This is a genomic window from Caproiciproducens sp. NJN-50 (assembly GCF_004103755.1).
GTDB lineage: Bacteria > Bacillota > Clostridia > Oscillospirales > Acutalibacteraceae > Caproicibacter.
The window spans coordinates 21,722-48,047 of the sequence record NZ_CP035283.1 but is presented as its reverse complement, the minus strand read 5'-3'; the positions used below and the strand labels follow the sequence as shown (position 1 = coordinate 48,047).

General features: G+C 57.4%; 29 protein-coding genes and 1 riboswitch. Of the genes, 9 read left to right on the top strand and 20 right to left on the bottom strand.

The window, feature by feature from the left end; genetic code table 11:
* Window positions 1-7: 7 nt before the first annotated feature.
* From ilvN to EQM14_RS00200, 8 genes are all read right to left on the bottom strand, one after another.
* The gene (gene ilvN / locus EQM14_RS00235; protein WP_128741067.1) at window positions 8-508 is read right to left on the bottom strand and encodes an acetolactate synthase small subunit; all 501 of its coding nucleotides are present in this window, start codon (window positions 506-508) and stop codon (window positions 8-10) included.
* A 14-nt stretch (window positions 509-522) separates the two neighbouring features.
* Window positions 523-2,151: a biosynthetic-type acetolactate synthase large subunit gene (ilvB, locus tag EQM14_RS00230; protein ID WP_128741066.1), complete on the bottom strand. Its 1,629-nt coding sequence runs from the start codon at window positions 2,149-2,151 to the stop codon at window positions 523-525.
* Window positions 2,152-2,969: 818 nt separating this feature from the next.
* A complete protein-coding gene (locus tag EQM14_RS00225; protein WP_164918892.1) occupies window positions 2,970-3,614 on the bottom strand; it encodes a TVP38/TMEM64 family protein in 645 nt (214 codons plus the stop codon).
* A gap of 146 nt (window positions 3,615-3,760) precedes the next feature.
* The gene (locus EQM14_RS00220; RefSeq protein ID WP_128741064.1) at window positions 3,761-5,014 is read right to left on the bottom strand and encodes an MFS transporter; all 1,254 of its coding nucleotides are present in this window, start codon (window positions 5,012-5,014) and stop codon (window positions 3,761-3,763) included.
* Window positions 5,015-5,208: 194 nt separating this feature from the next.
* Complete coding sequence (locus tag EQM14_RS00215; RefSeq protein WP_164918891.1) at window positions 5,209-5,562, bottom strand: phage holin family protein; 354 nt, start codon at window positions 5,560-5,562, stop codon at window positions 5,209-5,211.
* 22 nt (window positions 5,563-5,584) lie between these two features.
* Window positions 5,585-5,905, bottom strand: a complete 321-nt coding sequence (locus tag EQM14_RS00210) for a hypothetical protein (protein WP_128741062.1) — start codon at window positions 5,903-5,905, stop codon at window positions 5,585-5,587.
* Window positions 5,895-6,338, bottom strand: coding sequence for an SHOCT-like domain-containing protein (locus tag EQM14_RS00205; RefSeq protein WP_128741061.1), 444 nt, complete (start codon window positions 6,336-6,338; stop codon window positions 5,895-5,897). The genes EQM14_RS00210 and EQM14_RS00205 overlap by 11 nt, the downstream gene beginning before the upstream one ends.
* 29 nt (window positions 6,339-6,367) lie before the next feature.
* Entirely contained in the window at window positions 6,368-6,736 is a 369-nt protein-coding gene (locus EQM14_RS00200; protein ID WP_128741060.1) for a DUF2089 domain-containing protein, read from the bottom strand.
* 335 nt (window positions 6,737-7,071) lie between these two features.
* Between EQM14_RS00200 and EQM14_RS00195 the strand changes: the two genes are divergently transcribed.
* Complete coding sequence (locus tag EQM14_RS00195) at window positions 7,072-7,341, top strand: hypothetical protein (RefSeq protein WP_128741059.1); 270 nt, start codon at window positions 7,072-7,074, stop codon at window positions 7,339-7,341.
* 93 nt (window positions 7,342-7,434) lie between these two features.
* On the top strand, window positions 7,435-7,941 hold the full coding sequence (locus tag EQM14_RS00190; RefSeq protein WP_128741058.1) for a hypothetical protein: 507 nt from the start codon (window positions 7,435-7,437) through the stop codon (window positions 7,939-7,941).
* Between the two features lie 34 nt (window positions 7,942-7,975).
* Here EQM14_RS00190 and EQM14_RS00185 read toward each other — a convergent pair whose 3' ends face one another.
* A complete protein-coding gene (locus tag EQM14_RS00185) occupies window positions 7,976-8,821 on the bottom strand; it encodes a deoxyribonuclease IV (RefSeq protein WP_128741057.1) in 846 nt (281 codons plus the stop codon).
* A 500-nt stretch (window positions 8,822-9,321) separates the two neighbouring features.
* Between EQM14_RS00185 and EQM14_RS00180 the strand changes: the two genes are divergently transcribed.
* Window positions 9,322-10,287: an IS30 family transposase gene (locus tag EQM14_RS00180; RefSeq protein WP_128741056.1), complete on the top strand. Its 966-nt coding sequence runs from the start codon at window positions 9,322-9,324 to the stop codon at window positions 10,285-10,287.
* A 1,318-nt stretch (window positions 10,288-11,605) separates the two neighbouring features.
* On the opposite strand, the gene EQM14_RS00175 is transcribed toward EQM14_RS00180, so the two are convergent.
* The 5 genes from EQM14_RS00175 to EQM14_RS00155 all read right to left on the bottom strand — a co-directional run bounded on the left by EQM14_RS00175 (window position 11,606) and on the right by EQM14_RS00155 (window position 14,965).
* Window positions 11,606-12,202 (bottom strand): class I SAM-dependent methyltransferase, encoded by a 597-nt coding sequence (locus EQM14_RS00175; RefSeq protein ID WP_243112716.1) that lies wholly within the window; start codon window positions 12,200-12,202, stop codon window positions 11,606-11,608.
* Between the two features lie 8 nt (window positions 12,203-12,210).
* The gene (locus tag EQM14_RS00170) at window positions 12,211-12,738 is read right to left on the bottom strand and encodes an ECF transporter S component (protein ID WP_128741054.1); all 528 of its coding nucleotides are present in this window, start codon (window positions 12,736-12,738) and stop codon (window positions 12,211-12,213) included.
* A 400-nt stretch (window positions 12,739-13,138) separates the two neighbouring features.
* Window positions 13,139-13,711 (bottom strand): energy-coupled thiamine transporter ThiT, encoded by a 573-nt coding sequence (locus tag EQM14_RS00165; RefSeq protein WP_128741053.1) that lies wholly within the window; start codon window positions 13,709-13,711, stop codon window positions 13,139-13,141.
* A 68-nt stretch (window positions 13,712-13,779) separates the two neighbouring features.
* A riboswitch (TPP riboswitch) is annotated at window positions 13,780-13,891 on the bottom strand.
* Between the two features lie 25 nt (window positions 13,892-13,916).
* Window positions 13,917-14,576, bottom strand: coding sequence for an HAD-IA family hydrolase (locus EQM14_RS00160; RefSeq protein ID WP_128741052.1), 660 nt, complete (start codon window positions 14,574-14,576; stop codon window positions 13,917-13,919).
* Complete coding sequence (locus EQM14_RS00155) at window positions 14,573-14,965, bottom strand: thioesterase family protein (protein ID WP_128741051.1); 393 nt, start codon at window positions 14,963-14,965, stop codon at window positions 14,573-14,575. Before EQM14_RS00155 ends, EQM14_RS00160 begins: the two co-directional genes overlap by 4 nt.
* A 146-nt stretch (window positions 14,966-15,111) precedes the next feature.
* Between EQM14_RS00155 and EQM14_RS00150 the strand changes: the two genes are divergently transcribed.
* Window positions 15,112-15,894, top strand: coding sequence for a heparan-alpha-glucosaminide N-acetyltransferase (locus tag EQM14_RS00150; RefSeq protein WP_128741050.1), 783 nt, complete (start codon window positions 15,112-15,114; stop codon window positions 15,892-15,894).
* On the opposite strand, the gene EQM14_RS00145 is transcribed toward EQM14_RS00150, so the two are convergent.
* Entirely contained in the window at window positions 15,882-16,286 is a 405-nt protein-coding gene (locus EQM14_RS00145; protein WP_128741049.1) for a VOC family protein, read from the bottom strand. The two genes, EQM14_RS00150 and EQM14_RS00145, sit on opposite strands and share 13 nt — an antisense overlap.
* 140 nt (window positions 16,287-16,426) lie before the next feature.
* On the opposite strand from EQM14_RS00145, the gene EQM14_RS00140 reads away from it, so the two are divergent.
* The 4 genes from EQM14_RS00140 (at window position 16,427) to rbr (ending at window position 22,887) form a co-directional block, all read left to right on the top strand.
* Window positions 16,427-18,622 (top strand): Tex family protein, encoded by a 2,196-nt coding sequence (locus EQM14_RS00140; RefSeq protein ID WP_128741048.1) that lies wholly within the window; start codon window positions 16,427-16,429, stop codon window positions 18,620-18,622.
* Window positions 18,623-20,240: 1,618 nt separating this feature from the next.
* Window positions 20,241-20,873, top strand: a complete 633-nt coding sequence (locus tag EQM14_RS00135; RefSeq protein ID WP_128741047.1) for an O-methyltransferase — start codon at window positions 20,241-20,243, stop codon at window positions 20,871-20,873.
* A gap of 19 nt (window positions 20,874-20,892) precedes the next feature.
* Window positions 20,893-21,987 (top strand): redox-regulated ATPase YchF, encoded by a 1,095-nt coding sequence (gene ychF / locus EQM14_RS00130; RefSeq protein WP_128741046.1) that lies wholly within the window; start codon window positions 20,893-20,895, stop codon window positions 21,985-21,987.
* Between the two features lie 360 nt (window positions 21,988-22,347).
* On the top strand, window positions 22,348-22,887 hold the full coding sequence (rbr, locus tag EQM14_RS00125) for a rubrerythrin (protein WP_128741045.1): 540 nt from the start codon (window positions 22,348-22,350) through the stop codon (window positions 22,885-22,887).
* 128 nt (window positions 22,888-23,015) lie between these two features.
* Here the strand turns inward: rbr and EQM14_RS00120 are convergent, their stop codons facing one another.
* Both EQM14_RS00120 and EQM14_RS00115 read right to left on the bottom strand, forming a co-directional pair.
* Window positions 23,016-23,225, bottom strand: a complete 210-nt coding sequence (locus tag EQM14_RS00120; RefSeq protein WP_128741044.1) for a helix-turn-helix domain-containing protein — start codon at window positions 23,223-23,225, stop codon at window positions 23,016-23,018.
* Window positions 23,226-23,235: 10 nt separating this feature from the next.
* Window positions 23,236-23,694 carry a DUF2975 domain-containing protein gene (locus tag EQM14_RS00115; RefSeq protein WP_128741043.1) on the bottom strand — a complete coding sequence of 153 codons (459 nt, stop codon included), beginning with the start codon at window positions 23,692-23,694 and terminating at the stop codon, window positions 23,236-23,238.
* Window positions 23,695-23,909: 215 nt separating this feature from the next.
* Here EQM14_RS00115 and EQM14_RS00110 point away from each other — a divergent pair, with 215 nt between their 5' ends.
* Complete coding sequence (locus EQM14_RS00110; protein WP_243112565.1) at window positions 23,910-24,641, top strand: hypothetical protein; 732 nt, start codon at window positions 23,910-23,912, stop codon at window positions 24,639-24,641.
* Here EQM14_RS00110 and EQM14_RS00105 read toward each other — a convergent pair.
* From EQM14_RS00105 to EQM14_RS00095, 3 genes are all read right to left on the bottom strand, one after another.
* Window positions 24,631-25,326, bottom strand: a complete 696-nt coding sequence (locus EQM14_RS00105) for a DUF6179 domain-containing protein (RefSeq protein ID WP_128741042.1) — start codon at window positions 25,324-25,326, stop codon at window positions 24,631-24,633. The two genes, EQM14_RS00110 and EQM14_RS00105, sit on opposite strands and share 11 nt — an antisense overlap.
* On the bottom strand, window positions 25,319-25,801 hold the full coding sequence (locus tag EQM14_RS00100; RefSeq protein WP_128741041.1) for a DUF6323 family protein: 483 nt from the start codon (window positions 25,799-25,801) through the stop codon (window positions 25,319-25,321). The genes EQM14_RS00105 and EQM14_RS00100 overlap by 8 nt, the downstream gene beginning before the upstream one ends.
* A 152-nt stretch (window positions 25,802-25,953) precedes the next feature.
* Window positions 25,954-26,316: a VOC family protein gene (locus EQM14_RS00095; protein WP_128741040.1), complete on the bottom strand. Its 363-nt coding sequence runs from the start codon at window positions 26,314-26,316 to the stop codon at window positions 25,954-25,956.
* Window positions 26,317-26,326: the final 10 nt, after the last annotated feature.

Genomic DNA, 26,326 nt, shown 5'->3' with positions numbered 1-26,326 from the left:
TCCGCTGTTATTCCTTATTGTTCTTTAATACCCCGGACCCTTTTTCGATTGCGATCGACCCGGCGCGCACGACCTCGCGCAGGCCGTAGGGCGTCAGCAGCTCCAGCAGGGTGCGGCTCCGCTCCTCGTCGCCGGCGAACCGCAGGGTCAGGGAGGCGGCGGCCACGTCGATCACGTCCGCGCCCATCAGCCGCGCGACGTTGAGCACCTCCGCGTGCTGCTTGGGCTTGCAGGCGACCTTGACCAGCGTCAGTTCGCTGCTGACGAACGCCCCCGGCTCCAGAACCTTCACCTTGATGACCGGGATCAGCTTGTTCAGCTGCTTTTCCACCTGCTCCACGAGATGATCGTCGCCGTCGACCAGGATGGTCATGCGGGAGATCTTAGGGTTCTGCGTCGTCCCGACGGCGAGGCTGTCGATGTTGAAGCCCCGGCGCGCGAAAAGGCTCGCCACGCGGGAAAGGACGCCCGGCTGATTCTCCACAAGAACGGAAAGAGTGTGTTTCATGCGGCTCCCCTCCCTCACAGCGTCGGCGCGCCGGGATCGACCCGGCACACCAGCAGAAACGGCCCTCTGCTTTCCAGCATTTCGCGGGCGAGGCGCTCGGCGGAACCGTTGGAGTCCGCCAGCGCCGACCGGATGCCGTAGGCCCCCGCCAGCGCGACAAAATCCGGGTTGCCCTCAAGTTCCGTCGCGGGGCAGCGCCCCCCGTAATACCTGTTCTGAAGTTCCCAAACCATCCCAAGGCGGGAATTCTGCATTAAAACGATTTTGACCTCCGCGCCGCTTTCGCAGAGCGTCGCAAGCTCGCACATCGACATCTGGAACGCCCCGTCCCCGCAGATGCAGACCACCTGCCGGTCCGGCTTGGCCAGCTTTGCCCCGACGGCCGCCGGCAGGGAATACCCCATGGTTCCCAGCCCCCCGGAGGTGAGGAACCGCCCCAGCTTCACGTTGAAGCTGGACGCCGCCCAGATCTGGTTCTGGCCCACGTCGGAAATCAGGATCGCGTTTTCCCGCATCATGGCGGAAAGCGCGCGGAAGAACGACCGCGGCTCCACAAAGCCCGTGCCGTTCTGCGGCGTGCCGTGCGGGACGAACTCCGCCTTGTCCCGCGCCAGCCGCCGCACCCACTCGCCGGTCTCCGGCGCGGCGCCCATCTGCTGCGCAAGGCTTTTCAGCACCAGGCGGACGTCCCCGACGATCGGAATATCCACATCCATGTTCTTGCCGATTTCCGCCGGGTCGACGTCGATGTGGATAATCATGGATTTTTCCGTGATTTTTTCCGGATCGTTGACCGCGCGGTCCCCGACCCTGGCCCCGCAGAGCAGGATGCAGTCCGCCGCGTGAATCGCGCGGTTGGCGTTTTCGTGCCCGTGCATGCCGATCATGCCGAAGTAGAGCGGGCTGTCCATCGGCATCACGCCGAGGCCCATCATGGTGGAAACCACCGGGATCTGATTTTCCTGCGCGAACGAGATCAGCTCTTCCCGCGCGGCGGCGCTCACGACCCCGCCGCCGCAGACGATCAGCGGCCGCTTCGACTTGCGCACCGCCTCCGCCGCGCGGCGGACCTGCACGGCGTGACCCTGCGTGCGCGGCCTGTACCCGGCGATCTCCGCCTTCTGGGGATAGTCGAACGACCCGATCTCAGCCGTCTGCACGTCCGTCGGGATATCGATCAGGACCGGGCCGGGCCTTCCTGTGGAAGCGATGTGAAACGCTTCCTTGAACACGCGCGGCAGATCGGAAACGTCCTTGACCAGATAGGAGTGCTTCGTAAACGATTCGCACGCGCCGGTGATGTCCGCTTCCTGGAACACGTCGCGTCCCAAGAGCCATTGGTTGACCTGCCCGGTGATCGCGATCAGCGGGATCGAGTCCATGTACGCGGTCGCGATCCCGGTGATCAGGTTCGTCGCGCCGGGCCCGGAGGTCGCCACGCACACGCCCGGCTTCCCGCAGGCGCGGGCGTAGCCGCTCGCGGCGTGCGCGGCGTTCTGCTCCTGCCGCACCAGAATATGGCGGATCTTCGACTGGGACAGAGAATCGTAAAAAGGGCAGATGGCCGCGCCCGGATAGCCGAATACCAGCCCGACCTGCTCGCTTTCAAGGCATCTGACCATGATTTCGGCTCCGGTGATCAAACGTACCACTCCCTTGCTTTCGTTTGAATGTATTGTTTTTCATTATAAAATGGTTTCCGACTCAAGTCAACACTTTTATCGGCTAAAGGCGAAAAGTCTCCGTGTTTTGCGCCTTTTCTCCAGGCGGGCCGCGCGCGGAACGGCAGCGCCGCCGAAGCGGCCGCACGGTGACCTGAATTTATAAAATTTTTCAGAAAAATGTGTAACAAAACGGGGGGTCCAATCGGTATATTAGTGGGATTTGAAATGAGGTGAACAGGCTATCTTCTGGGCCGATCCGGGTTTAACTGTCATCATGGCAAAAGCCGCCGCGATTCTACTTCTGGCTTGCGAGGCCGTTTGGGTGGAAAGGGCCTCCGTTTCACGGAAAAGCACACGGCCGTTTTCATTTTATCCAACATCCTCGCGATGACCAGCTGCGCGCTTTTGGTCCCGCCTCCGGAGTTTTGGTATGTGGCGGCGCTCGACGCGGCCGCTATCATGTTAAAGTACCTCATTCATCGATTCCCGTTTTTGATGCCGCCGCCCCGCAGCGCAAAAAACCGGGAAAACAGGTGTGGAAGTCAGCACACGGAAAAATAGGAAAATGGTCCGCAGCCGCTGCGCGGAACCGGGAAAGACGAAAAGTTTTTCAGAAAGAAGTGGTCCGCCTTGAAAGATTTTGCGATTTTCATGCTTTTTCTTTGGCTGCTCGTTTTGGCATTAACCAAAATATTAGAAATATATTATGAAAGAAAATCGCAGGGCCGCACCGCACAACGAATTCAATTTCTTTACTGGCTTTTTTCCGCTTTGTATTTTATCATACTCATTCTTTTCTATCTATTCTTCCTCCCTGTCGCCTGGCGGTAAATGAGGAACGCCGCAGCCGCCGGCACCGCCACGGCGCAGAGCAGCAGCACCGCTCGGCCGTAGTTCCCGCTGCCGAGCGCATGCCCGCCGAAAGAGCAGACCAGCAGCGCGGGCATGCGGGCCAGGGTGGAGATCACCAGAAAATCCGAAAATCTCTGAGGCACCAGCGCGGCGGAAAAGATGAACAGGCGTTTCGGCAGGCCGGGCACCAGAAACACGATCCAGGTCGCCCAGCCGCGCGCTTTTTCGTCCCGCAGAATCCACGGGCTTTTCCCGCGCGGAAACAAAAACTGAAAGAAACGCTCCCCGAACAGCTTGGAGAGATAAAAGACCAGCGCGGTGGAGCAGAGCACGGAGGCCGCAGTCAGAAGAAAGCCGCCCAGCGGGCCGAAAATATAGCCGGCGGCGACCGTCGTCACCTCGAGAGGGATCGGCAGGAACCCCTGAAGGACTTCGACGCCGAAAAACATCAAAACCCCCCAAAAGCCCTTTTGCTGGACGGCGGCGCGCATGAGGCCCGGGTTCGAGAGCAGAGCCGTCACCGGCCGGCACAGCGCCGCCGTCAAAAGGATGAAAAGGGCAAGCCCGGCCGCAACAACCAGAATGCCCAACAGGGTCTCCCCCCGCCGGGTGCGCGGTTTTCTGTGAATCAAAACGGTTTTCAAGCGCCCACCGCCATTCCCAAAATTTTCCTCATTTTTATGATACGTCAGAAAAGGAGGAAAATTCATGGGGAAAAGAAAATCAGGATTCAAAATTATGGCTCCGGCTTGTCTTCCGCTCCGGGAACCGCGGCGGCTCCGTCCCCGGCCATATATTCCCGGCAGTTCCGGCTGAAGGCGGTGAACAGCAGAAAAATCAGCGAACCGGCAAACGCGGCGGAAATCACCGCGCGCAGCGGGAACGCCTCGCCCAGCATCCCGCCCAGCGCCATTGCGAACGGGGTCAGCCCCTGCGTCATCATCGCCATAAAAGACATCACCTTTCCGCGCACCTCCTGCGCGGTCGAGCTCTGTACGGCGGTCATGAAGAGAACATTGATCAGCGAATTGGCAAAGCCGCCCAAAGCAACCAGCACGACCATGGGAAACAGCGAATTCTGGTTGATCCCGGCGATGAAGCCCAGATTGCTGACAAGGCATCCCGCGACGTAGGCCGGCACGATCATCCCCGGTTTCAGCGCGACCACGGAAAACAGGATGAAGCCGAGCATCGTGCCGCTCATAAAGCTGCCCGTCACCACGCCGTATCCGCCGGAACCGAGAAAGGGCGTGGCGCGGCAGAGCGGAAGGATCAGCGTGATGCCGACGAACGAGCAGAAATTGCACACCGCGGCGGCCGCCAGAATCAGCCGGAGTCCGGGCTGCCTCCAAATATAGCGAAAGCCGTCTCTCATATCTTCAAGGAAGCTGACCTTTTCGGTCCGTCTGCCGTCCGGAATGCCGACAAAACCCAGCGAGCCGCCCGAAAACAGAAAGGACAGCCCGTCGAACAGAAACAGCGCGGGCGCGCCGAGCGCCTGATACAGAAATCCGCCCGCGACGCTGCCGGCCAGGTTGGAGCCGGAGGTCACGACGGAAAAGGCGGAATTGGCGTTTGCGATCTTTTCCCTCGGAACAAGATCCGGCACGGAGGACAGGATTCCGGGCTGGAACACCGCGCCGCACAGGCTCAGGATGACCCCCGCCGCGAACACCATCCACACGGCGAGGCGGCCGCGCCAGGCCGCGGCCGCGAGCAGCAGGACGCAGGCTCCGCGAAGGATATCCATCAAAATAAACAGCCTCTTTTTATGCGAGCGGTCGATCAGAACGCCCGCGAACGGGGAGACGAGCACGCCGGGCAGCGTGGAGGCCGCCATCAGCGTTCCCATCAGCGCGGTGGAGCCCGTGGCGGCCAGCACCCAGAAGCCCAGCGCAATGCTGTAAACCGCATCGCCCGCCGTAGAGACAAGCTGTCCCTGCCAAAGGATCAAAAAGCTGGAGTTCCACATCTTTTCCCGATGTTTCACTTGACTGTCTTCCTTTCTCGAAAATCCCCTTGCGCTTCCCGCCAAAGAGTTTGCGCCGGACGCCGAAAGCCGGCGGACGGCGAAATTGACAGCGAAAAAAAGCGTAAAAGATCCCCGGCGTCCGCCGGACGTCTGATTTTTCAGCGCCCAGCCGACGTTTATTTCGTTCAAAAATTCAATTGTATTTCCGTATCTTAATCAGCGCGCCAATGCGATCTCCGGGCAAACAACAGGTTGCCTGCCGAAACCAGAAGGGAGATAAACACGCAGACTCCCAGACCCCGAATGACGATTCCGGGAATCAGCGCGGCCGCCAGCGCGACCACGATCCCGTTGACCACAAGGCTGAACAGCCCGAAGGTCACAAGGGTGAACGGCAGCGCCAGGACCTGCAGCACAGGCCGCAGAAAGATGTTCAATAACCAGAGAATGGTGGCGCAGGCGATCATGGCCGCCCATCCGCCCCAAAGGACGAAACCTCCCGGAAAAAGCCTCGCGGCCAGAAACAGCGAGACCGCGCAGACCAGCCACTTGACAAATAATCTCATATTGCTCCTACTTTCCATCAGCTTATCTCAAGAAACACCTGACCCGAACCCGGCGCCCCCCGGGTTCCTCCACGTCGACGTCGGCAAGCTCCTCCGGTCCGGTCCTGCACAGCTCTTCGGCAAACCGCCTGAGCGCGGGCAGAATATCGAAGACCGGGACCCGGTCCAGGGACCGCCGCGCGCCGGGGAACAGACGGGCGAGCGTAAGCGCGTCCTCCGCCATATCCGTCCACTGGAACAGGAGGAACAGCGGGACCGGAACGCCGAACGAAAATCCCCGTTTGTCCGGGCCGTTCCGGATTTTCACCGAAACCCACAGCAGCACCGCCGGCCTATTCGACATAAATCCTGACCTTCGAAGAACCTTCTCCTTCTCCGTCGCCGGTGTCGACATTGACGAAATCCTCATCCGCGCCGCTTTCGATCAGCTCCTCCACCTGTGAGAGGATGGAGGCGACGTCCACGCCGTTTTCTTCCAGCTCCTGCTTTGTCTTCTTCGGAATGCTGGAAAGCGCGATCGGCCCCAGGGACCGGATCAGGGAGATCGGGATGCTCACGTTGACTTTCGCTTTTCCGTTGTTTGCCTCCGCGTTGTCGACCAGAATCCGCAGCTTCTTCGGCTTGCGGCCGCGGCTGTCCTTCAGAACGACCGGCTCCGGTCCGGGCTCCGGCTCCCGGCGGCTCTCCAGCGCGTCCAGCAGGCGCTCGGCTTCCTCCGTCGTGATCGCTCCGTCGCGGAGCAGGTTCAGGATGCGGGTTTTCTCGTTTCCGTTCATGGGGATTCCTCCTGAAAAATTTGATAGGATTATTTTCCGGAAAGCAGCTTTGCCGCTTCCTCCGCCGTGATCTTTTTCTGCTCCAGCAGATCGAGGACTTCCTCCGGGTCCGGACGGTCCGGGGCGGGCGGGTCCTGGGGGAAAAGCGCCGCAAGCAGCTCTTCCAGCATGTTCTTTACCGTCGGGTATGAAACGGACAGCGTCCGCTCCACCTCTTTGATGTTGCCGCGGCACTTTAAAAAGGTGTCCAGAAACAGCTTCTGCCGCTCGTTCAGCGAACAGTACCGGCAGGGAGAAAAAACGCCCGTAATTTCCGACGAACAGTTCGGGCAGGTCAGGCGCGTGATCTGCAGCTCCGCCCCGCAGACCGAGCATTTGGTTGGCGCCGCGTATTCCATTCGATCATCTCCGCTTTTTATTTCAGTCTTATCATAGCGGCAAATCTTAATAATGTCAATATTAAAATCAATATTTTTAAGTTTATTCTTAAATTATTTAATTTTTACTATTTATATTTAAATGTGAAGGTTTTATGCGTTTGATTTTATTTTTCCCTACAATACGCTAATATGGAATCATGCCGGGGAAAAGAGGACTTTTATTTCCGCGGTCCTTTCCGCCTACCCAAAGGAGATTCCGGTTGAGGAGCTTCGGCGGTACCCGCTCCCGGAATGGGAGAGCCAGCGCTATTGTCAGGACGAGCCGGTGCCGCTGAATCCGCGCGCGGTCATGGATGGAAATTGTTCCTTACGACGGCTGCGACGTGCTGTTTCTGAGCAGGCGGGACGAACTGGCCGAATCGTTTCTGCGGGCGTTTCCCCAAGCGGTTGACCTGGCTGAAACAAATCAAAAAGCAAACGCCATGGAGCGCCGTATCACGGAGCTGCTGCACAGGGAAGCGGCGGCGGGCATTATGATTCTACAGACGGGGAAATCATCGGCAAAATCCGGGAATTGCTGGACAGAACGTAAAAAAGCCTCCGGAAAAATCCGGAGGCCTTGAGCGTTTATGCGGAACCCGGGCGGCGGGATGAATACTATAAGATTGAACCCTTTTGCCGGGCTTGATTTCTGAAAAACGGAGTGAACTTGACCTATGCTTCAACTTTTTAAGCCGGCCTGCACATGCCCGAACGCTTCAGCCGAAGGTTTCTCCGCCGCCCTGCCCTCGTTCGCGGTTTCTTCCAGCACGGTATTATCCGGCTGGACCGTCACATCGCCCTATTTCAGCAGTTCCAGCTTCAACGCCGCCAGCGGGAATTATACCGCTCCGGCCACCGGCCTCTACGCGATGCAGGCGACGGTAAATTATGTCACCAACACGGCCATCACCATTTCGCTGGGAAACGACATCAACCCTTTCTTCGTCATCCGGAGGACTTCCCCCGCCGCGGCCCAGCTGATCAGCGGATTACTACCGATTGTCAATATCAGCGTTCTGGCCCTGTCGATCAGAGGCATCCTGGGGAGCAGCGCCGTCACCCTTACCGGAGTTGTTTCCCTGACAAAGGGGGACGTGGTCAGCCTCTACTACAATTCGGACGGGATGAGCGTGGCCTTTACGCTGACAGATTCCTTTTGGTCCGCATACCGCCTTTCTTAGTCTTTTATGCCATTCAGGAACAGGCCCGGCTGCCTTACGGATTTCCGGAGGTTTTCCATGCCGCCGAAATTGCCGCGATTTCCCTTCCGTGGCCTGAAAGGTCGTTCGGCGTTTCCAGGATCAGCGGAAGATCCCGCACGGCGGGATGGCGGGCGAAGCGGAGCAGGGCGTCGAAGCCGATCCGCCCCTCGCCGATCCGCTCGTGCCGGTCCTTGCGGCTGCCGATGGGATTTTTGCTGTCGTTCAGATGAACGGCCCGCAGCCGGGAAAGGCCGACGGCGCGGTCGAATTCCCCCAGCACGCCGTCCGGGTCGCCGACGATGTCGTACCCCGCGTCGAATATATGGCAGGTGTCGAGGCAAACGCCGATCCGCTCCGAACACTCCACCCGGTCGAGAATCGCCCTCAGTTCCTCGAAACTGCGGCCGACCTCGCTCCCCTTGCCGGCCATGGTTTCAAGAAGAACCGTGGTATGCATTTCCGGCGTTAGAATTTCGTTGAGCGCGCCGGCGATCATCCGGATACCCTCCTCCGCGCCCTGCCCGCCGTGGCTGCCGGGGTGAAGATTATAGCAGTTGCCGGGTAGGCGCTCCATGCGCGCCAGATCGTCCGCCAGCACCGAACACCCGAACGCGCGGACCTTTTCGTCGGCGGAGCAGACGTTCATGGTGTACGGCGCGTGCGCGACGACCGGACCGATGTTGTTTTCCCGCATCAGCTGAAGGAACTGATTTTCATCTTTCGGGTCGAGCGCGCGGGCTCTGCCTCCGCGCGGGTTGCGCGTAAAGAACTGGAACGTGTTCGCGCCGATCGAGAGCGCGTCGCGGCACATCGAGGCGTATCCTTTCGCCGCCGAAAGGTGGCAGCCGATTTTCAGCATTTGTTTTCTCCTTATCTGAATCATATGGGACAAAGGTCCTTTTTCTTTTTGTGCTCAGGCCGGACGCGCAGCGTCTTTTGCGCCTACGGCGGTCACGACTTCAGCCTTCTTTGCGCTCGGGCCGCGCGGGCCGATCTTTTGCGGACCTGAGGCTCGGTGGCTCTTAACCCTAATTTCTTCTTACTTCTACTCTTGCGCTCGGGCCGCGGGCTGATCTTTTGCGGGCCTGAGGCTCGGTGGCTCTTAACCTTTTATTTCTTCTTATTTTCTTCTTTGCGCTCAGGCCGCGCGGGCTGATCTTTTGCGGACCTGAGGCTCGGTGGCTCTTAACCCTAATTTCTTCTTACTTCTACTCTTGCGCTCAGGCCGCGCAGGCCCCTCCTTTCGTTCAAGGGTGAATTAAAATAGCAAGTGCAACAGGAGGGTAGAAAGAGTCCACAAAAAGCCAAATCCATGATACAGTAGGAGTTGAAAAGACACCACTGAAGGAGAGGCTTTTTATGGACTACCACCATCTTACACCAAAAGAGCGCGCATTGATAGCCCAATTGTGGAATAACGGGATCAGTATGAGGCAGCTTGCACGCAGGTTGCAAAGGGATCCGGGCACAATCAGCCGGGAGATCAAGAGGAACCGTTCGGGACAAAAATATCTTAGCGTTCCGGCACGGGCCCGGTACCTTGAACGGCGAATGGAATGCCGCCGGAAGAGGCTGTATCAAAACCCACGTCTGACAGCTTACATATCCGAAAAGCTTGAATTGTCATGGTCGCCCGAACAAATTGCCGGAAGAATCCGGTTAGACTATCCGGATGACCGGGACATGAAAATCTCGCACAGCAGCATATATCGGTCGCTACGCGCGGACTTGCTGCCACGTTCCGTACAACTTACGATGAAACTGCGTCACTATGGCCGTCAGCATGGAGAAACTCGTGGGTACAAGGCCGGGGCGCGGGAAATCCGGGAGAGAAGCAAAGAAGTTCTACGCAGAAAGAGACTTGGAGACTGGGAAGCTGACACGATCGTGTTCGGACAAGCAAAACGCGTTTATTTGCTGAATGTGACCGACCGAAAAAGTCGATACTGCTGCCTGGCCGTCCTGCGCAACATCAGACGGGAAGAAGTCATGCGGGGCTTTGAGTTCTTCTTTGAAGGCGGAAAGGTTCCGCTCCGCACGGTAACGTCGGATCGAGGGATCGAATTCAACTGCCACCGTGAATTTGAGAGCCGCTTTGAAGCGTTGTATTATTACACTCGCCCAGCCTCTCCGTGGCAGAAGCCAACTGTGGAAAATACGAACGGATTGATTCGTCAGTTTTTCCCCAGAGGAACCCGTTTTACAGAACTTACCCCAGAAGCCGTGGCATTTGTCATGGAGCGTCTCAACGACCGCCCGCGTAAATGTTTGAATTGGAAAACTCCTGCTGAAGTCATTTCTTCTTATCTGTTGCACTTCACTTGACAATTCACCCGGAGCCGAAAGGAAGGGCCTGTCCGGCCTGAGGACAGAAAAAGAAAATAGAAGAAATTTTGGGTTAAGAGGCACTTGCTAAAGGCAAACATATAATCGCCACCCGCGCCCCGGCCAAAGAAAAAATAAGGTTAAGGGGAACCGGGCCATAGGCCCACAGGAATCCGGCCTGAGGACAAAAAGATAGAATAGAAAAAATTGGGGTTAAGAGGCCCGGGCGCCAAGCACTCAAAAACCGATAAAATATCAAATCAAATATTACCTGTTGAAATTTGGTAAATTAAGGATTATAATAGAATCGCAAGGTAAATAAAAAACGCAATGCAGAGGCAAGGTGTTACGAGCACCCGCCTCCTGCATACGGAGAACCACCCTCCATATACCACGGAATTCACCGCGCATTGCAGGACCTATTATACTTCCTTTTTCTGTTTTTGTACAGAGGGGGGAAGGATGATCCCCTGACCTGATTGCGCGCGCGCCGGTGTATGGAATGACAAATTCCGTACCGGCGCTTTTTGTTGCCTTGCGGGCGGCGATTGCCGCGCCCGGCCGAGGCTGAACCCCTCGGCGGCTGCGCGGCGTCACGCCGCCCGCCGACGGAATTCCGGTAAGTGTGAAGAGAAGAATGTGGACAGAAGAAAACCCGACCATCCCGGCGCAGTGAGAGAGATTCCGCCGGCAAAACAGGGAACGGAGCGCCTTACCTGATGGCGCTCCGTTCCCGATTTTTATTAACAATCCGTTGTATTCCTCAATTATAATACAAAATGAAAATATTTGCCTTTTGGCAGACAAGGACGCACAGTGTCTTTCGCGGCTCCGCCGTCCACGCTTTTCGCCTTCGGGAGATTCTTATCTCCGTCCCGCCTGTCTCAGCCCGCCTTCTTCTGTGTGCTGACCGGCGGGCCGTAGTCCGCGGCGACTCGCCGCCTTTCGCTTTCGGGAGTATCTAACCTCCGTCCCGCTAAACAAAGCGAACGGCTTTTTGCCGTTCCGACCGGCGGGCTGTAGGTGCGGCGGCACGCCGACGGGAGTTTCTTCCCGCTGTCCCGCCTGTCTCAGCCGACCGATTCACCGTTTGCTGACCGGCGGGCCGTAGTCCGCGGCGACTCGCCGCCTTTCGCTTTCGGGAGTATCTAACCTCCGTCCCGCTAAACAAAGCGAACGGCTTTTTGCCGTTCCGACCGGCGGGCTGTAGGTGCGGCGGCACGCCGACGGGAGTTTCTTCCCGCTGTCCCGCCTGTCTCAGCCGACCGATTCACCGTTTGCTGACCGGCGGGCCGTAGTCTGCGGCGACTCGCCGCTTTTATTTTCTGAAACCGGAAAAGAAATAGATTTCCTCCGTGTCTGCCGTCATATCGATTTGAAACAGCCCGGAAAATTCCGCGGCTTCTTCTTCCGCGGACCGCAGTTCCCAGGAAATGCGGCCGGTCATCTTTCCGTTGTGGCGGCCGTTGATGGCAGCCCGGCCCGTTCCGTGCGCGATCATCAGCCTTCCGCCCTTCCTCAGCATGGAGGCCATCTTTTCCGCGAGCCGCTTTTTGTCGGGGAAATGGGGGTACGCGTTGTAAATCAGAATGGTGTCGAACCCCGATTCGCGGAGCTCGAAGCAGTCCGAGGCCACCGTGCGCAGCCGCCCGTCGGAAAACTTTGCGCGCGCCCGGCCGATCATTTTCTCCGAAAGGTCCGTTCCAAGAAGAAACGCGGGATTCCTGGACAGGATTTCAGGAAACAGGACCCCCGTCCCGCAGGCGATATCCGCCACGCGGGAGCCCTCTTTTACTCCGGACAATGTCACGATCGCCGCGATCTTTTCCGGTCTGCCGCGGTCCAGGCAGTCCCATGTCTCCGCGCAGCGGTCGAAAAATTCCCTGATTTCCCCGGTCTGAGATGCTGTCTCCATCAATTCGACTAAGCCCTTTCCCTTCTAAATACGCTCGCCTTTTCCAGAGCCAGAACGATCACGGGGATAAAGACGATCTGGATGATGATTCCCGGAACGGCCTGCACGAACGAAGCGGAAAGGAAGGCGGCGAATCCGTAGGGCTTATCCGCCATTCCCAGGAAAACCGCGTTCGCGGCGCCGGAAACCACTCTTCCGCCCAGCATGGCGCAGATTAATGCGGGGTACACGTTCCAGCGCATCTTTCTGTAAAACAGACCGGTCAGAAGGCCGTAGGCGCAAAGCTCCAGCATCATGGCGGCCGCCGTCGGGAAAATGGGCGGCATCCCGGTCAGCAGGGAGGAAAGCAGCGGCACGATCAAACCGCAGACGGCGCCGTACTGCCAGCCGAACAGCAGGCCGCAGAGCAGAACCGGAATGTGCATGGGAAGAAAGACCGAACCGGCCCCCACCATGTGGAACAGAACCGGCAGAATCAGGCCGAGGGCGATGCAGAGCGCCGCGCCGGTGAGGTTTACCGTCATTGATTTTTTCATGATTCACAACTCTTTCCTGATAAAATAAAAAATGAAACCGTGAAAAGACCGTTTCATACGGTTTCCCTTCATGGTTTCATTATGATTGCAATTATGAAATTTTACTGAAATTTTACCGATGGGCGAAAGCCTTCGTGGCTTTCTTTGTTTTTATTTTATCCCAGCAGGCGAAGAATGTCAAGACGCACAGCGTCTTTCTTGCCTGCGGCGGACCTCCGGTCGGGACGCGCCTGCGGCGGACGCACAGCGTCTTTCCCGCCTGCGGCGTTCCCGGCTTTGGTTTTGGAGAGTTGCCAACCTCCGTCCCGCCGCCGGGAGATTCCCGGAACAGTCCTACCCGGAAAAACTGAAAAATTGCTCCGTTTTCAGGGGTAGGCTGAAGAGAGCGGCGGCACGCCGCTCAGAGGAAACGCCTGAGCGGCTTGTAGAGCAGCGCGCCGACCACAAGGCAGACGGCGAAGTCGGGAAGAACGTACGAGCCGTTGTAGGCGATGGAATAAAGCCACAGGTGGCCGTGCCATTCGTCCGGCAGCCAGGAGGCGTAGGCCGTCACGCCGGAGATCACATGGCTCAAAAACCGCAGGAAGACCGCCGTGAACATCCCCGCGACGAATTTCGGGAAGCTCTTGCCGTAGATGCCCGCAAGGCCCAGGCAGGTGAACGCGAGAAGGTAGTCGAATGCGAACGACGCCGCCACCGCGACGGGAGTCAGGCCCCAGGACATCACCGCCGCGACGTCCAGCAGGAGCTGGATCACGCCGTAGGTAAATCCCGTAAGGACCCCCCATTTGAACCCGTATTTGTAGCCGATCAGCAGCACCGGCAGCATGCTGCACAGCGTCACCGACCCGCCCAGCGGCATCTGGTACACCTTGATCAGGCTCAGCACCGTTGCAAGCGCCAGCATGATCGCGCTTTCCACCAGCCGCAGGTTGGCGGCGTTCATGCCGGAATTGCTCTTTTCATTTGTCATTGCTTTTGTCCCTCCATTTTGTCCGGAATTCCGCTATGGAGAACAAAAAAACGCCCCGCGGCCTGCGCGGAGCGTGATTTTCGTTTTCCTACGCTGGCATTATCCAGATCAGGTTATGGGTTTCAGGCGTCGCTTCGCCTGCTCTCAGCCGGGAAATACCCAGCACCCCTTTTCAATTTTCAAAATCATCATACAACAGGAACCGCTATTTGTCAATCAGAAATCCGCGCAGGTCTTCCACCGTTCTGGAAAAATGCTCCCCGCCCTCGCGCTCCATTTCCTCCCGCGTGCCGAATCCGTACAGGACCCCGACAAAGTTCGTGCCCGCCCTGCGCGCGCCCGCCGCGTCGTATTTCGTGTCGCCGATCATGACGGCGCGGGACGCGGGAACGCCGAAGTGCTCCAGCGCGGGGCGGATCAGAAACTCCTTGCCGCTGCCGCGGTCGGAGTCGCTCTCCGCCGAGACATAATCAAAATGCGGCGAAAGGCCGAAATAATCCAGGATTCGCTTTGTCGGGGTCGCGGGCTTCGAGGTCACGACCGCCAGCTTTGCCCCGCCCAGCCGCAGCTCGTCCAGAAGATCGAAAATGCCGGGGTATACCTCGTTTTCAAAGGCGCCCCGCTCCGCGTAGTATCTGCGGTAGTCGCCGATCAGCTCGGCGGTCGTCTTTTCCGTCATCCGGGGAAAAAGTTCCTTCAGCATGTTGAGGAGCGGAGGACCGATGAACCGGCGCAGCACCTGCGGCCCGGGGACCGGCCAGCCGACATGCCGGAACGCTTCCCTCAGCCCGTTGGTGATCCCCGGCCCGGAGTCCGTCAGTGTGCCGTCCAGGTCGAACAGGATCAGATCACAGCGAAGGCTCATTGAGCCACCGTGTTTTTCCGCTCTTCCGCCTTCTTCATAAACCGCTCGCCCGCCACGCTGACGCGCACATGCGTCCCCGTCGCGACGACTCCCGCGTTGTCGCGCGCTTCCAGACGGAACCGGAACGTCCTTTTTTCATGCTCTTCCAGTTCGGCGGTCACCGTGACCTTGCAGCCAGGCGCCGTCGGAGCCAGATGCTCCACGGTGATTTTCGAGCCGACGGTCGTTTCGCCGTCCGAGAGATACCCCGCGGCGATCTCCATCGCCGTGTTTTCGAAAAAGGCCGCGACAATCGGCGTTGCCAATACGGGCAGAAGCCCGCTGCCCATGCGCGAGGCGAGCATTTCCTGAGAAACGGTGAATTCCTTTGTCAATCGGGTGTCCGGCATTGTAATTCCCTCCTGATGCATGATATAATAATACGATTCTTTCGCACGGCCTCTTGTTCCGGGCCGTCTCCGCTGCCATTATAACATATCCAGCGGAAGATTTCATCCTTTTCACGGGTTCAATTTTAAGACGGGGAGGCGGCCAAATGCCGGAAAAAAGCGCCGCGCCGAACGGGCGCGGCAGGATTTATTTAATGGACGAGCTCCGCGGTTTCGCCGTGTTCTGCATGGTGTTTTACCACGGCTTTTACACGTTCGGGTATCTGTTCGGAAACGACGTCGGGATTTATTTTTTCCGGTTCTTCATGCCCGCGGAACCCTTTTTCGCCGGGATGTTCCTGTTTATCTCCGGCATCGCCTCCAACCTGACGCATTCCAATTTAGCGCGCGGGACAAAGCTGCTGGCCGTCGCGCTCGGCGTGACGCTGGTCACCTGGATTTTTTTGCCGGAGGACGTCATCACGTTCGGCGTGCTGCATTTCCTCGCGGTGTGCATGATCCTGTTCGGCCTTCTCAAGCCTTATGCCGACCGCTTCCGGTTTTCGTGGGTCCCGGTCCTCGTCTGCTTTGCCCTTTATTTCCTGACGCGCGGCGTTCCGTACGGAACCCTGGGCTGCGGCCGGGGCCTCGGCATACCGCTGCCGGAGGGACTCTACGCTTCCGCCTGGCTCGCGCCGCTCGGCTTCCCCGGCCCCGGCTTTGAAAGCTCCGATTATTTCCCCATGCTGCCGTGGATTTTCGTTTTCGCGGCGGGGACCTTTGTCGGCAAGCTGGCCGGGGCGGGCAGATTCCCGGAAATCGCCTACCGCTCGCAGGTCCCCGTTCTCTCCTGGTTCGGGCGCCACGCGCTTGTGCTGTACCTGTTCCACCAGCCGGTCATCTACGGGCTGTGCCTGCTGCTCAAACAGGCCGCGTCCTATTTTTCCTGAACCTTGGGCTCCGCCGTGATCTCCACCCGGTTTCCGTCCGGGTCCAGCACGCAGCTTTCAAAGCAGCCGTCGCCGGTATGCCTGGGGCCGCTCACCACGGGAACGCCGCCTGCCCGCATCTTTTTTGTCAGATTTTCCACCGCTTCTTCCGATTCGGCGGAAAACGCGAGGTGCGCGTAGCCCGCGGTAAACTCGCCGCGCACGGATTCTTTCAGGTGTGTGCGGTGCATCAGTTCCAGCGCCGCGCCCTGCCCGAAACGGACAAAGCGGGAGGAAAAGCCTTTCTCAGGGTTTTCATACGCCGGCCCGGCCTCGCCGCCGAACCACCGGCAGTAGAAGTCTTTCAGTCTTTCCAGGTTCAGAGTGTAAATTGCCGCGTGGGTAATGGTCATACTCAGACTCCTCCGTTTTTTCCCGCCGTGTGCCCGCAAAGACGGATTTCCGGCGCCGCGCGGGAAAATCGATTTTCTATATTTTACCATATTCACTGTCCGAAAAGAACGGCTATTTCATGATTTTTGGAGGGATTCCCATGGATCCGATCACCGAACTGACCCGCCGGTTCAACTTACAGGAATGGCAGGTGAAAAACGTCGTCGAGCTGATCGACGCCGGAAACACGATTCCGTTCATCGCGCGCTACCGCAAGGAGGCGCACGGCTCGCTGGACGACCAGGTTCTGCGCGAGATCGCGGAGCGCCTCGACTACCTGCGCTCGCTGGAAAAGCGCCGGGAGGAAGTCAAAACGCTGATTGAGGAAACGGGCCTTCTGACCCCGGAAGTGACGGCGGAGCTGCAAAAGGCGGAGACGCTGGCGGAGATCGAGGATATTTACCGCCCGTTCCGACCCAAGCGCAAAACGCGCGCCTCCGTGGCGAAGGAAAAGGGGCTGGAGCCGCTCGCGGAACAGATCGGAAAGCAGGGGCCGGGCGAACCGGTCCTTCTCGCCCAATCCTATGTGAATCCCGAAAAAGGGGTCGAAACGCCGGAGGACGCGCTTGCGGGCGCGCTCGACATTCTCGCGGAGCGCGTTTCCGACAACGCGGAGATCCGCCGCCGGCTGCGCGTGGTCGCGTCGGCCCACGGCATTTTGGTTTCAAAGGCGGCAAAGCCGGAGGAAGACAGCGTTTACGCGCCGTATTATGATTTTCATGAGCCGGTGAATAAAATCGCGGGGCACCGCGTGCTGGCAGCCGACCGGGGGGAAAAGGAAGGCTTTCTGAAACTGTCCGTCGAGCTGGAACGGGCGCGGGGGCTGTCCATCGTCTTTTCCGAGTGCGTCAGGGGGGACACGCCCTGCGCCCGCGCGGTCCGCGCCGCGTGCGAAGACGCCTACGACCGGCTGATCTTCCCGTCCATCGAGCGGGAGATCCGGAACTCCCTGACGGAGGCGGCGGACGAGTCCGCGGTCAGGGTGTTCGCGGTCAACCTGCGCCAGCTGTTCCTGCAGCCGCCGGTGCGCGGCAAGGTCGCGATGGGTCTCGACCCGGGGTACCGCACGGGCTGCAAGGTCGCCGTGGTGGACGCGACCGGGCGCGTGCTCGACACCGGGGTAATCTACCCGACCCACTCGCAGGCGAAGGTGGAGGAGGCGAAGGAAACCGTGCGGCGGATGATCTTAAAACATCATGTGGAGGTCATCGCGATCGGGAACGGCACCGCGTCCCACGAGACGGAGGAATTCGCCGCCGGGGTGATCCGCGAGCTGGACGCGGGCGTTTCCTACATGGTGGTCAGCGAGGCGGGCGCGTCGGTGTATTCGGCGAGCAAGCTGGCGGCGCAGGAATTCCCGGAGTTCGACGTGACGCTGCGCAGCGCGGTCTCGATCGCGCGGCGGCTCCAGGACCCGCTGGCGGAGCTGGTCAAAATCGACCCGAAGGCGGTCGGCGTGGGGCAGTACCAGCATGACATGCCGAAAAAGATGCTGGATTCCGCGCTTTCCGGCGTGGTGGAGGACTGCGTCAACTCGGTCGGGGCCGACCTGAACACGGCCTCCCCGTCGCTCCTCGAACACATCGCCGGAATCACGCCCGCGGTTTCGAAAAACATCGTGGGGTACCGCGAGGAAAACGGCGCGTTCCGCAGCAGGAAAGAGCTGCTCAAAGTGCCGAAGCTCGGCCCGAAGGCGTTCGAGCAGTGCGCCGGATTCCTGCGCGTACCGGAAAGCGAGGACCTTCTCGACCACACCGCCGTGCACCCGGAGTCCTACGCGGCGGCAAAGGCGCTTTTGAAGCTGTGCGACTACAGCGCGGCGGAAATCAGGCGCGGCAGTTTCCCCGGCCTCACGGAAAAGGTGGAGCGGATTGGCCGGGAAAAGGCCGCTGCCGAAACCGGCGTGGGCGTGCCGACGCTGCTCGACATCGTGGCGGAGCTGCAGCGCCCGGGCCGCGACCCGCGCGACGAGCTGCCGAAGCCTCTGCTCCGCACCGACGTGATGAAGCTGGAGGATCTGAAACCCGGCATGGAACTGACCGGGACGGTGCGCAACGTGATCGACTTCGGCGCGTTTATCGACATCGGCGTGCATCAGGACGGGCTGGTTCACGTTTCCCAGATCTGCGACCGGTTCATCAAGCATCCCTCGGAGGTGCTGAAGGTCGGGGATATCGTCAAGGTATGGGTGCTGTCGGTCGACGTGAAAAAGCAGCGCATCTCCCTGACCATGCGCGGCGGCGAGTCGCCGCGGACTACGGCCCGCCGGTCAGCAAACGGTGAATCGGTCGGCTGAGACAGGCGGGACAGCGGGAAGAAATTCCCGAAGGCGAAAGGCGTGGACGGCGGAGCCGCGAAAGACGCTGTGTGTCCACCGTGGGCACGACCGGATAAATGGGAATAAAATCAGGCCGCGCGGATGCATCGGCATTCGCGCGGCCTTTGGTCTGCGGCCCCTGTTTTCCGGAGGGCGGGCCATGGGATGGACCGGGGAATCAAGTAAACTTCCTCACATACACTGTAATGCACCGGCATGGTGCGCGCCGTCTTCCCCCGCCGGACCGTTCCCCGTCAGGGGCTTCGGCAAAGCGGAAGACCGGCCTTTAACCGGCCTTTAAAATGTAAATTCCTTTTCACGCGTTCTGCTCTGCACTCCCCGCCCCCGGCCGGAAACAGGAAACCCGGCGGCGTGCCGCCGCTCCCTTCGGCCCGGACACACAGTGTCTTTCGCGCCTGCGGCTCCCAACGCTTTGGGAGCCGGGGTTTGAAAATGCGCAATGTTCCATCGGGAGAGTCCCGGAACCGTCCTGCCAAACCGAGCTGCGAATTTTCGCTGTTCTGTCCGGCAGGCTGAAGATGCAGCGGCACGCTGCCTGCAGGGCACAAAAAAGCACCGGTACGGAAATTTTCATTCCATACACCGGCGCGCGTGAAAAGCAGGTCCGTTTTTTCGTCCCCGGCTTTCCCCCCCTCTGTACAAAACAAGGGGAAAGAGGTATAATATACCTGCAAATGCGCGGTAAAAACCGCTGTGTATGGACCCTCGTTCCATATGCAGGGGGCGGGGTGTGTCAGCACCCTGTCCCTGCTTTGCACTTTTTATTGTGCCTTACAAGTCCTATTATAATCCTTAATTTACCAAAATTCAACTAAAAATCTTTCTTTAATATTTGTTTATAAATTTTTTGGCCAATGCCCCTAACCCAAAATTCATCTTAATTTATCTTTCTGTCCTCAGGCCGGATTTCTGCGGGCCTGAGGCCCGGTTCCCCTTAACCTGTTATTTCTTCTTATTTTCTCTTTTGCGCTCCGGCCGCGCGGGCCCGTACTTTCGTAATCAGACGAAAGTACGCAAAGCCTGAGTCGGGGGGAACTTCAACTTCCCAACGGGAGGGGCACCTAAACGTCCCCCCCCGACGCCCCCCGGCACCTGTCATGAAGAACAGTTTTGTTATTAAGCCAGAGTTTCCCATTGGACGTTCCAAGTTATTAGCTACGTGCGAAAAGGTAATTTTCTGAAAATTTTCGGCTTTTAGGTAAATACCCTGTGGCTTCAGCTTTTCAGCCCCCGTCGTCAATGAAAAGCTGTTGTTAGAAGAACAGAAAAAACTTCTTGACGGCTCCTGGGGGGGTCAGGGGGACCATCCGGTCCGGACGCGCCTACGGCATGCACGGCTTAAAAAGCATTGTTGCTTCCCTGTTTTTCGCCGCTCCGGGAAAGGAAAGCGTAGATGCAGCGGTACGCTGCCCCCCGTGCGAACTTTGCCTCCTTTCGGACGGAGCCGAAAGGAAGGGCCTGTGCGGCCCGAGCGCATAAGTGCGTCCCTGTCCGGCCCGAGGACAAAAGGTACCGCCGCACGTTGCGATTTTTTCCACAAGGCTTTATAATATGGTTGAAAAGAGGGGACAGGATTATGGATGAAAAAGCAGGTGAATTCATCGAATCCCTTTACCGGCGGAAAGAGACGCTGACAAAAGACGAATTCGTCCGGCTGACGGAATGGAAGGATTTTATTCCCGTGGTGGATGATGACGTCGCGCGTTTTCTCCGGCTGGTTCTGGCCATGAAGAAGCCGAAGCGGATTCTGGAAATCGGCACGAGCATCGGGTATTCCGCAACAAATATGGCGCTGGCCGCGCGGGAATACGGCGGCAGGATCATCACGCTGGAAAACGATCCGAAGGCCGCGGCACAGGCGCGGGAAAACTTTCGCCGGGCGGGAGTCGATTCCGTCGCCGCGGTCCGGGAGGGCGACGCGCTCTACCTGCTTCCGGCGCTGGGCTCCGGCTCGTTCGACCTTGTGTTCCAGGACGCGGACAAACGCCTGTATTCCCGCCTGTTGCCGGAGTGCATCCGGGTCCTGGCGCCGGGCGGCATTTTTCTCGCTGACGACGCGCTGTTCCCCGCGATGGACCTCGATGAAAAATGGCAGGATCTTGTCGCTCCCATGGAGAAGTTCGACCGGCAGGTCGCGGCCTCGCCGGAGCTTGTCAGCACGCTGCTGCCGATTGGGGACGGCCTGATCTGCGCCGTGAAAAAAGACTGAAAAAGAGAGAGGATACACAATGAAACTGGGAATCGTCGGACTGCCGAACGTCGGCAAAAGCACGCTGTTCAACGCGATTACGAACGCGGGCGCACAGGCCGCGAACTATCCGTTCTGCACCATCGAGCCAAACGTCGGCGTGGTCGCCGTTCCGGACAAGCGGCTGGATAAGCTGGCCGAACTGTACCACCCGAAAAAATACACGCCCGCCACCATCGAATTCGTGGACATCGCCGGATTGGTTCGCGGGGCGTCCAAAGGCGAAGGGCTCGGCAATAAATTCCTCGCAAATATCCGCGAATGCGACGCCATCGTCCATGTGGTGCGCTGCTTTGAGGACGACGATATCGTCCATGTGGACGGCGGCATCGACCCGAAACGCGACATCGAAACCATCAACACGGAGCTGATCCTCTCCGACCTTGAGGTGCTGGACCGGCGCATCGAGCGCACGCAGAAAATGATCAAGGCCGACAAAAAATACCAGGCGGAGCTGGACTTCTTCCGCAGGGTCAAGGGCGTTCTGAACGAGGGGAAAGCCGCCCGGACCGTGGAGTGCACGGAGGACGAGGCCGCGCTGCTCGCCTCTGTTTCGCTGCTTTCCAACAAGCAGACCATCTACGCCGCGAACATGAGCGAGGGCGATTTTTCCGATGGAATCGAGCAGAACCCGTATTTCAAAGTCGTAAAGGAGCACGCCGAAAACGAGCACGCGGGCGTTCTGCCGATCTGCGCCGAAACCGAAGCGCAGATCAGCGGCATGGAGCCGGAGGAAAAAGAGCTGTTCCTCTCCGACATGGGACTGTCCGAATCCGGCCTGGACCGCCTCATCCGCGCCTGCTACGCCCTGTTGGGGCTTATCTCCTTTCTGACCGCCGGAGAGCCGGAGGTGCGCGCGTGGACGATCAAAAAGGGAACCCTGGCTCCGCAGGCTGCCGGGAAAATCCATACGGATTTTGAACGCGGCTTCATCCGCGCCGAGGTCGTCTCCTACGACACCCTGATCTCCTGCGGATCGATGGCCGCCGCAAAGGAAAAAGGACTGGTAAGAAGTGAAGGAAAAGAATACGTCATGCAGGACGGCGACGTGGTTTTGTTCCGCTTCAATGTGTAAGCCGTGACCGGCGGAGCCGCGAAAGGCCGAACGGCCCGGGACAGCGACGTGGTTTTGTTCCGCTTCAATGTGTACCGTGACCGGCGGAGCCGCATCCCGGCTGGACGATTATCGAACCCGGTTTGGCGGAACGGAAAGTTTTCAGCCTCCGTTCCCGCCAAACGAAATTGTTCTACAGCGCTCTGAACGGCGGGCCGCGCGGCAAATATGCAGGTTCCACTAGAAAAGATTTTTCATAAAAATTAATAATAATTCCTATTATTGTATTGATTTTTCTTTCACGGCGTGATATACTAATGCCAACATCAGAAAAGAACCGGATTCGCCCGGTTAAATTTAAAGTATTAGGAGGAAATACACATGGAACTCAAAGGAAGCAAAACCGAAAAAAATCTGCTGGCGGCATTCGCCGGAGAATCACAGGCAAGAAACAAATATACTTTTTACGCGTCTCAGGCAAAAAAGGAAGGCTATGAGCAGATCGCCGGAATTTTTGAGGAGACCGCGAACAATGAGAAAGAGCACGCAAAGCTGTGGTTCAAGTGTCTGAACGGCGGCGGGATCAAGCCGACCGCGGACAATCTGCTGGACGCGGCCGCCGGGGAACATTATGAATGGACAGACATGTACAAAAATTTCGCCGACACGGCGGAAGAGGAAGGCTTTAAGGAAATTGCCGCCACGATGCGCCTGGTTGCCGGCATCGAGAAGACGCACGAGGAACGCTACGCAAAACTGACCGCAAACCTGAAAGACAACCTCGTGTTCCAGTGCGCGGAAGAAACCGTATGGGTCTGCCGCAACTGCGGTTATGTTTATGTGGGCAAAACCGCCCCGAAGGTTTGCCCGGCCTGCAAACATCCCCAGGCTTATTTTGAGCGCAGGGCTGTTAACTACTGATTGCAATTTTAAACATGTTTATAACAAATGGGAAAACGCTATTTACGCGTTTTCCCGTTTGTTATTTTAGCTGTTCTTTGGGTTCAGAGAACTTGCCGAATCACGTTATTTCCATTTACAAACAAGCTCTAGTCATCCCGCCGATACTCCAGGATCTCCCCGGGCTGGCAATCCAAAGCCCTGCAAATCGCGTTGAGCGTTGAAAAACGGATCGCGCTGATTTTACCGGTTTTCATTTTGGACAGATTGACATTTGCGATTCCCACTTTTTCGGACAGTTCCTTTAAAGAGATTTTCCGATCCGCCATCACCCGGTCCAACCTGAGAATAATCGCCATTTTCACACCCTCACAAAGTTTCGTCGGATTGCTTTTGAAGCTCGATTCCGTATTCAAAAACAAGCGAGAGGCAAAACACGACCAGGCCCAGAACAAAAATGATTCCGCCGAAGGACGTAATCAAAACCTCTTTCTGCCCGTTGGCCGCCGGACGAACGGCGTTGGAAACCGATTGAAAAATGAATTGGACCGGTTCCACCGCAATCAGCAAACCGGACGCGAGCTTCAGCTTTTTGACGTTCTCCCTCACAAAAGGGGATTTGTCTTTCAGGGTCTGTAAAAACCGGCCCATTAAAAACAAAACGGCAAGGAAAACAACGTTCGTAAACACATTTGAGAAAGTGATAATCCAGAAGCCGCCTGTTCTGTCCATCCGAGGAGCAAAGAACGTGCCGGGCAGAACAGCAGTGAGAAGGGAAAGGGCGACGGACAGGGCAATGATTGCCTGCACGATTCTTACCGCAGCCAACACGATCTTTCCGCTTTTTTAAATTTTCAGAAAGTTTTGATTCATAGAAAACACCTTCCACACTCAATTTGGTCTTAGTATAGCACGAATATTAATGATTTTCAATAATAAATTAATGTTTATCGTAAATATCAGTATTTTGAACTATATCATAGATCAAAAAAGATGTATCATAAAATAGTAAAAGAATTTTGAAAAATTCGGGAGGAATGAGAATGATGGACATCGGGAACTGCAAATATGTGGCAAGCTGCGTGTTTACCAGGGAGAAACCGGAATTAAGCGAGAAAATCCAGGAGTATTTAGAACGGCGGTTTCATATGGAAATCATACGGTGCTGCGTCCCCAACTACAAGCTGGAGGAATTTACGGCGCAGATGCCGGAATGGCTGCGTCCCCGCTGGAGGGCGACGCCGGATTTTCAGAATTTTTCCGAGGGCGACACAATGGTCTATGTCTGCCACAACTGCGCGGCCATCTTTCAGGAGACAATGCCGCAGGTGAAACGGCTCTCCCTGTGGGAGCTGATTTTACAGGACGAGGAATTCCCGTTTCCGGATTACTCGCATGAAAAAATGACAGTGCAGGATTGCTGGCGTTCGCGCGACAACCTCGCCGAGCAGAAAGCGGTCCGCGCTCTGCTTCGGAAAATGAACGTGGAGATTGTGGAGCAGGAGGAAAATTACGAAAAAACGCAGTTCTGCGGCGTTTCCCTGTACGCGCCCTCTCCGGCAAGGAATCTGAAACTGGCGCCGAAACGATTCGTTATGGACGCAAAGGGAAAATTCATTCCGCTTCCGGAGGAGGAACAGAATAGGCTGATGCAGGAGCACTGCCAAAAAATCACCACCGACCGGATTGTCGCATACTGCCATTACTGCGTCAAGGGTCTTCGTCTCGGCGGGAAACGGACCGATCATCTCGCGGGCCTGCTGTTCAATCCGTAACGGATTCCTGCTCCTCCGGCAGCCGGTACGGCTTCGGGGCGTGTTCCCGCTCCAGAAGAAGCTCCGGGATATTGACGATCATTTCACGGTAATCCAGCCGATGTTTTTGCCCGTGCAGCGTCAGGACGGCCCGGATGTAATTTTTCTTGTACCGCGCGCAGAATCGGTTCTCGCGCAGCAATTCTTCCAGGTAATGGCTCATGTACAGGACGCCGCCGCGGCTTTTGTCGCCGCAAAGCAGGGGATAGTCCGGGAATCCGGTCAGCGCGCCGTTTTCATGCGCCGCGTACTCCGGGTCATAGCTTTTAAAAAATCCGGGGACTGCCCCGTCCAGCGTGGCGTTGTAAACGATCAGTTCCGTGGGAATTCTGGTTTTCAGCACTTCCCGGTACAAAACCTTCAGGTCGGACACCATGCCTTTGACCCGTTCGCAGCCGCAGCGGAACAGCTCGTCCGGGAGGACAGCCCGCAGCGCGGCGGCTGGGTCGGGCCGGAAGGAAAGCTCGACGGAAACGCAGTACAGCATGGATTCAAGGACATTTTCGGCCGCTTCCTCCGGAACGGAACTGCTCTGTCCGGCGGTATAGCGGCTTAGCTGATCCGCCAGCGCCCAGAGCAGGCCGGCGCGAAATCGTTCCGATTCCTCCGCGCTCAATCCCGCGCGGGCCAGAAAGGATTCATTCATCTTTGTCCTCCCCGTCCCAATCGTCTTTCTCCTCTTCCGCGCCGAACAGCAGGAGCCTGCGCAGCTGTTCCAGCTCCGGTCCCTGGAACATCTCCAGCGAGCCACGGTAGCGGGATTCAAAGCAGTCGAACAGAAAATCCACCAGGTTATCGTCCGAAAAGCGGTCTTCGGTCTCATTCTTCAGCAGAAAAAACGCTTCGAGCAGTTCGTGCAGCGCCGGGGCATAATCGTATTGGTATAAATAGCGGGACCGGCTGAACGCCCGGATGATCTTTTCCAGCACGGGGGTACCGAATTCCACGCGCCCGCTCGCTTGCAGCGCGATTCGCCTCGTTTCCGCCAGCGCCAGCGCGTCCTCCCGCGACAATTCAAGCCCGAATTCCTGCGTTTCCTCATTTAATGTGAGCAGATTTTCCGCCGTCCGGGCATCGTCCAGCGCCGAAGGCCTCAAAAAAGAGGAAAGCTGAAACTCCAAAAAAATTTCTCCTTTCCTTTAAAATAGTTCTTGACATTTGGTATCTCTTGTGCTATACTATATATTGTATTAGTATGTATTATTGTGCTAAATAAAAGTATAACATGAGCCGGTATCCCTGTCAAGGGACGCCGGCTTTTTCTATTTCTTTTTTAGTTAAACGGACAAGTGAGCTCAACCTGATTCCCCTCGCTGTCCAGAAATTCCAGAACTTGATTTTTTCCGATGACCGTCGGTGCAAAGACAATCGGGCAATGCAGCTCTTCCAGCCTTTTCAAAGCCAAATCCATGTCGGTTACCTCCAGACTGGGCAGACAGCTGTTTCCCCAACTGTGCTGTTCGTTCCTTTTTTCGTTGGCAAATAATCCATACCGGAAGCCGTTGATGTCAAACACACTGTAAACCGGATCTTTTTTCGTCACCTTTTGCCCCAACAGGATTTCATAAAAACGGATCGCCCGTTCCATATCTTTTACGCAAACATAAAGGGATGTCAGATGAAATGACAAACTCATCGGTTCAACC

Excerpts from the sequence above, each read along its gene's own strand:
- ilvN (WP_128741067.1), bottom strand. The coding sequence starts at position 508 with ATGAAACACACTCTTTCCGTTCTTGTGGAGAATCAGCCGGGCGTCCTT.
- EQM14_RS00215 (WP_164918891.1), bottom strand. The coding sequence starts at position 5,562 with ATGAGATTATTTGTCAAGTGGCTGGTCTGCGCGGTCTCGCTGTTTCTG.
- EQM14_RS00210 (WP_128741062.1), bottom strand. The coding sequence starts at position 5,905 with ATGTCGAATAGGCCGGCGGTGCTGCTGTGGGTTTCGGTGAAAATCCGG.
- EQM14_RS00205 (WP_128741061.1), bottom strand. The coding sequence starts at position 6,338 with ATGAACGGAAACGAGAAAACCCGCATCCTGAACCTGCTCCGCGACGGA.
- EQM14_RS00200 (WP_128741060.1), bottom strand. The coding sequence starts at position 6,736 with ATGGAATACGCGGCGCCAACCAAATGCTCGGTCTGCGGGGCGGAGCTG.
- EQM14_RS00195 (WP_128741059.1), top strand. The coding sequence starts at position 7,072 with ATGGAAATTGTTCCTTACGACGGCTGCGACGTGCTGTTTCTGAGCAGG.
- EQM14_RS00190 (WP_128741058.1), top strand. The coding sequence starts at position 7,435 with ATGCTTCAACTTTTTAAGCCGGCCTGCACATGCCCGAACGCTTCAGCC.
- EQM14_RS00185 (WP_128741057.1), bottom strand. The coding sequence starts at position 8,821 with ATGCTGAAAATCGGCTGCCACCTTTCGGCGGCGAAAGGATACGCCTCG.
- EQM14_RS00180 (WP_128741056.1), top strand. The coding sequence starts at position 9,322 with ATGGACTACCACCATCTTACACCAAAAGAGCGCGCATTGATAGCCCAA.
- EQM14_RS00175 (WP_243112716.1), bottom strand. The coding sequence starts at position 12,202 with ATGGAGACAGCATCTCAGACCGGGGAAATCAGGGAATTTTTCGACCGC.
- EQM14_RS00170 (WP_128741054.1), bottom strand. The coding sequence starts at position 12,738 with ATGAAAAAATCAATGACGGTAAACCTCACCGGCGCGGCGCTCTGCATC.
- EQM14_RS00165 (WP_128741053.1), bottom strand. The coding sequence starts at position 13,711 with ATGACAAATGAAAAGAGCAATTCCGGCATGAACGCCGCCAACCTGCGG.
- EQM14_RS00160 (WP_128741052.1), bottom strand. The coding sequence starts at position 14,576 with ATGAGCCTTCGCTGTGATCTGATCCTGTTCGACCTGGACGGCACACTG.
- EQM14_RS00155 (WP_128741051.1), bottom strand. The coding sequence starts at position 14,965 with ATGCCGGACACCCGATTGACAAAGGAATTCACCGTTTCTCAGGAAATG.
- EQM14_RS00150 (WP_128741050.1), top strand. The coding sequence starts at position 15,112 with ATGCCGGAAAAAAGCGCCGCGCCGAACGGGCGCGGCAGGATTTATTTA.
- EQM14_RS00145 (WP_128741049.1), bottom strand. The coding sequence starts at position 16,286 with ATGACCATTACCCACGCGGCAATTTACACTCTGAACCTGGAAAGACTG.
- EQM14_RS00140 (WP_128741048.1), top strand. The coding sequence starts at position 16,427 with ATGGATCCGATCACCGAACTGACCCGCCGGTTCAACTTACAGGAATGG.
- EQM14_RS00135 (WP_128741047.1), top strand. The coding sequence starts at position 20,241 with ATGGATGAAAAAGCAGGTGAATTCATCGAATCCCTTTACCGGCGGAAA.
- ychF (WP_128741046.1), top strand. The coding sequence starts at position 20,893 with ATGAAACTGGGAATCGTCGGACTGCCGAACGTCGGCAAAAGCACGCTG.
- rbr (WP_128741045.1), top strand. The coding sequence starts at position 22,348 with ATGGAACTCAAAGGAAGCAAAACCGAAAAAAATCTGCTGGCGGCATTC.
- EQM14_RS00120 (WP_128741044.1), bottom strand. The coding sequence starts at position 23,225 with ATGGCGATTATTCTCAGGTTGGACCGGGTGATGGCGGATCGGAAAATC.
- EQM14_RS00110 (WP_243112565.1), top strand. The coding sequence starts at position 23,910 with ATGATGGACATCGGGAACTGCAAATATGTGGCAAGCTGCGTGTTTACC.
- EQM14_RS00105 (WP_128741042.1), bottom strand. The coding sequence starts at position 25,326 with ATGAATGAATCCTTTCTGGCCCGCGCGGGATTGAGCGCGGAGGAATCG.
- EQM14_RS00095 (WP_128741040.1), bottom strand. The coding sequence starts at position 26,316 with ATGAGTTTGTCATTTCATCTGACATCCCTTTATGTTTGCGTAAAAGAT.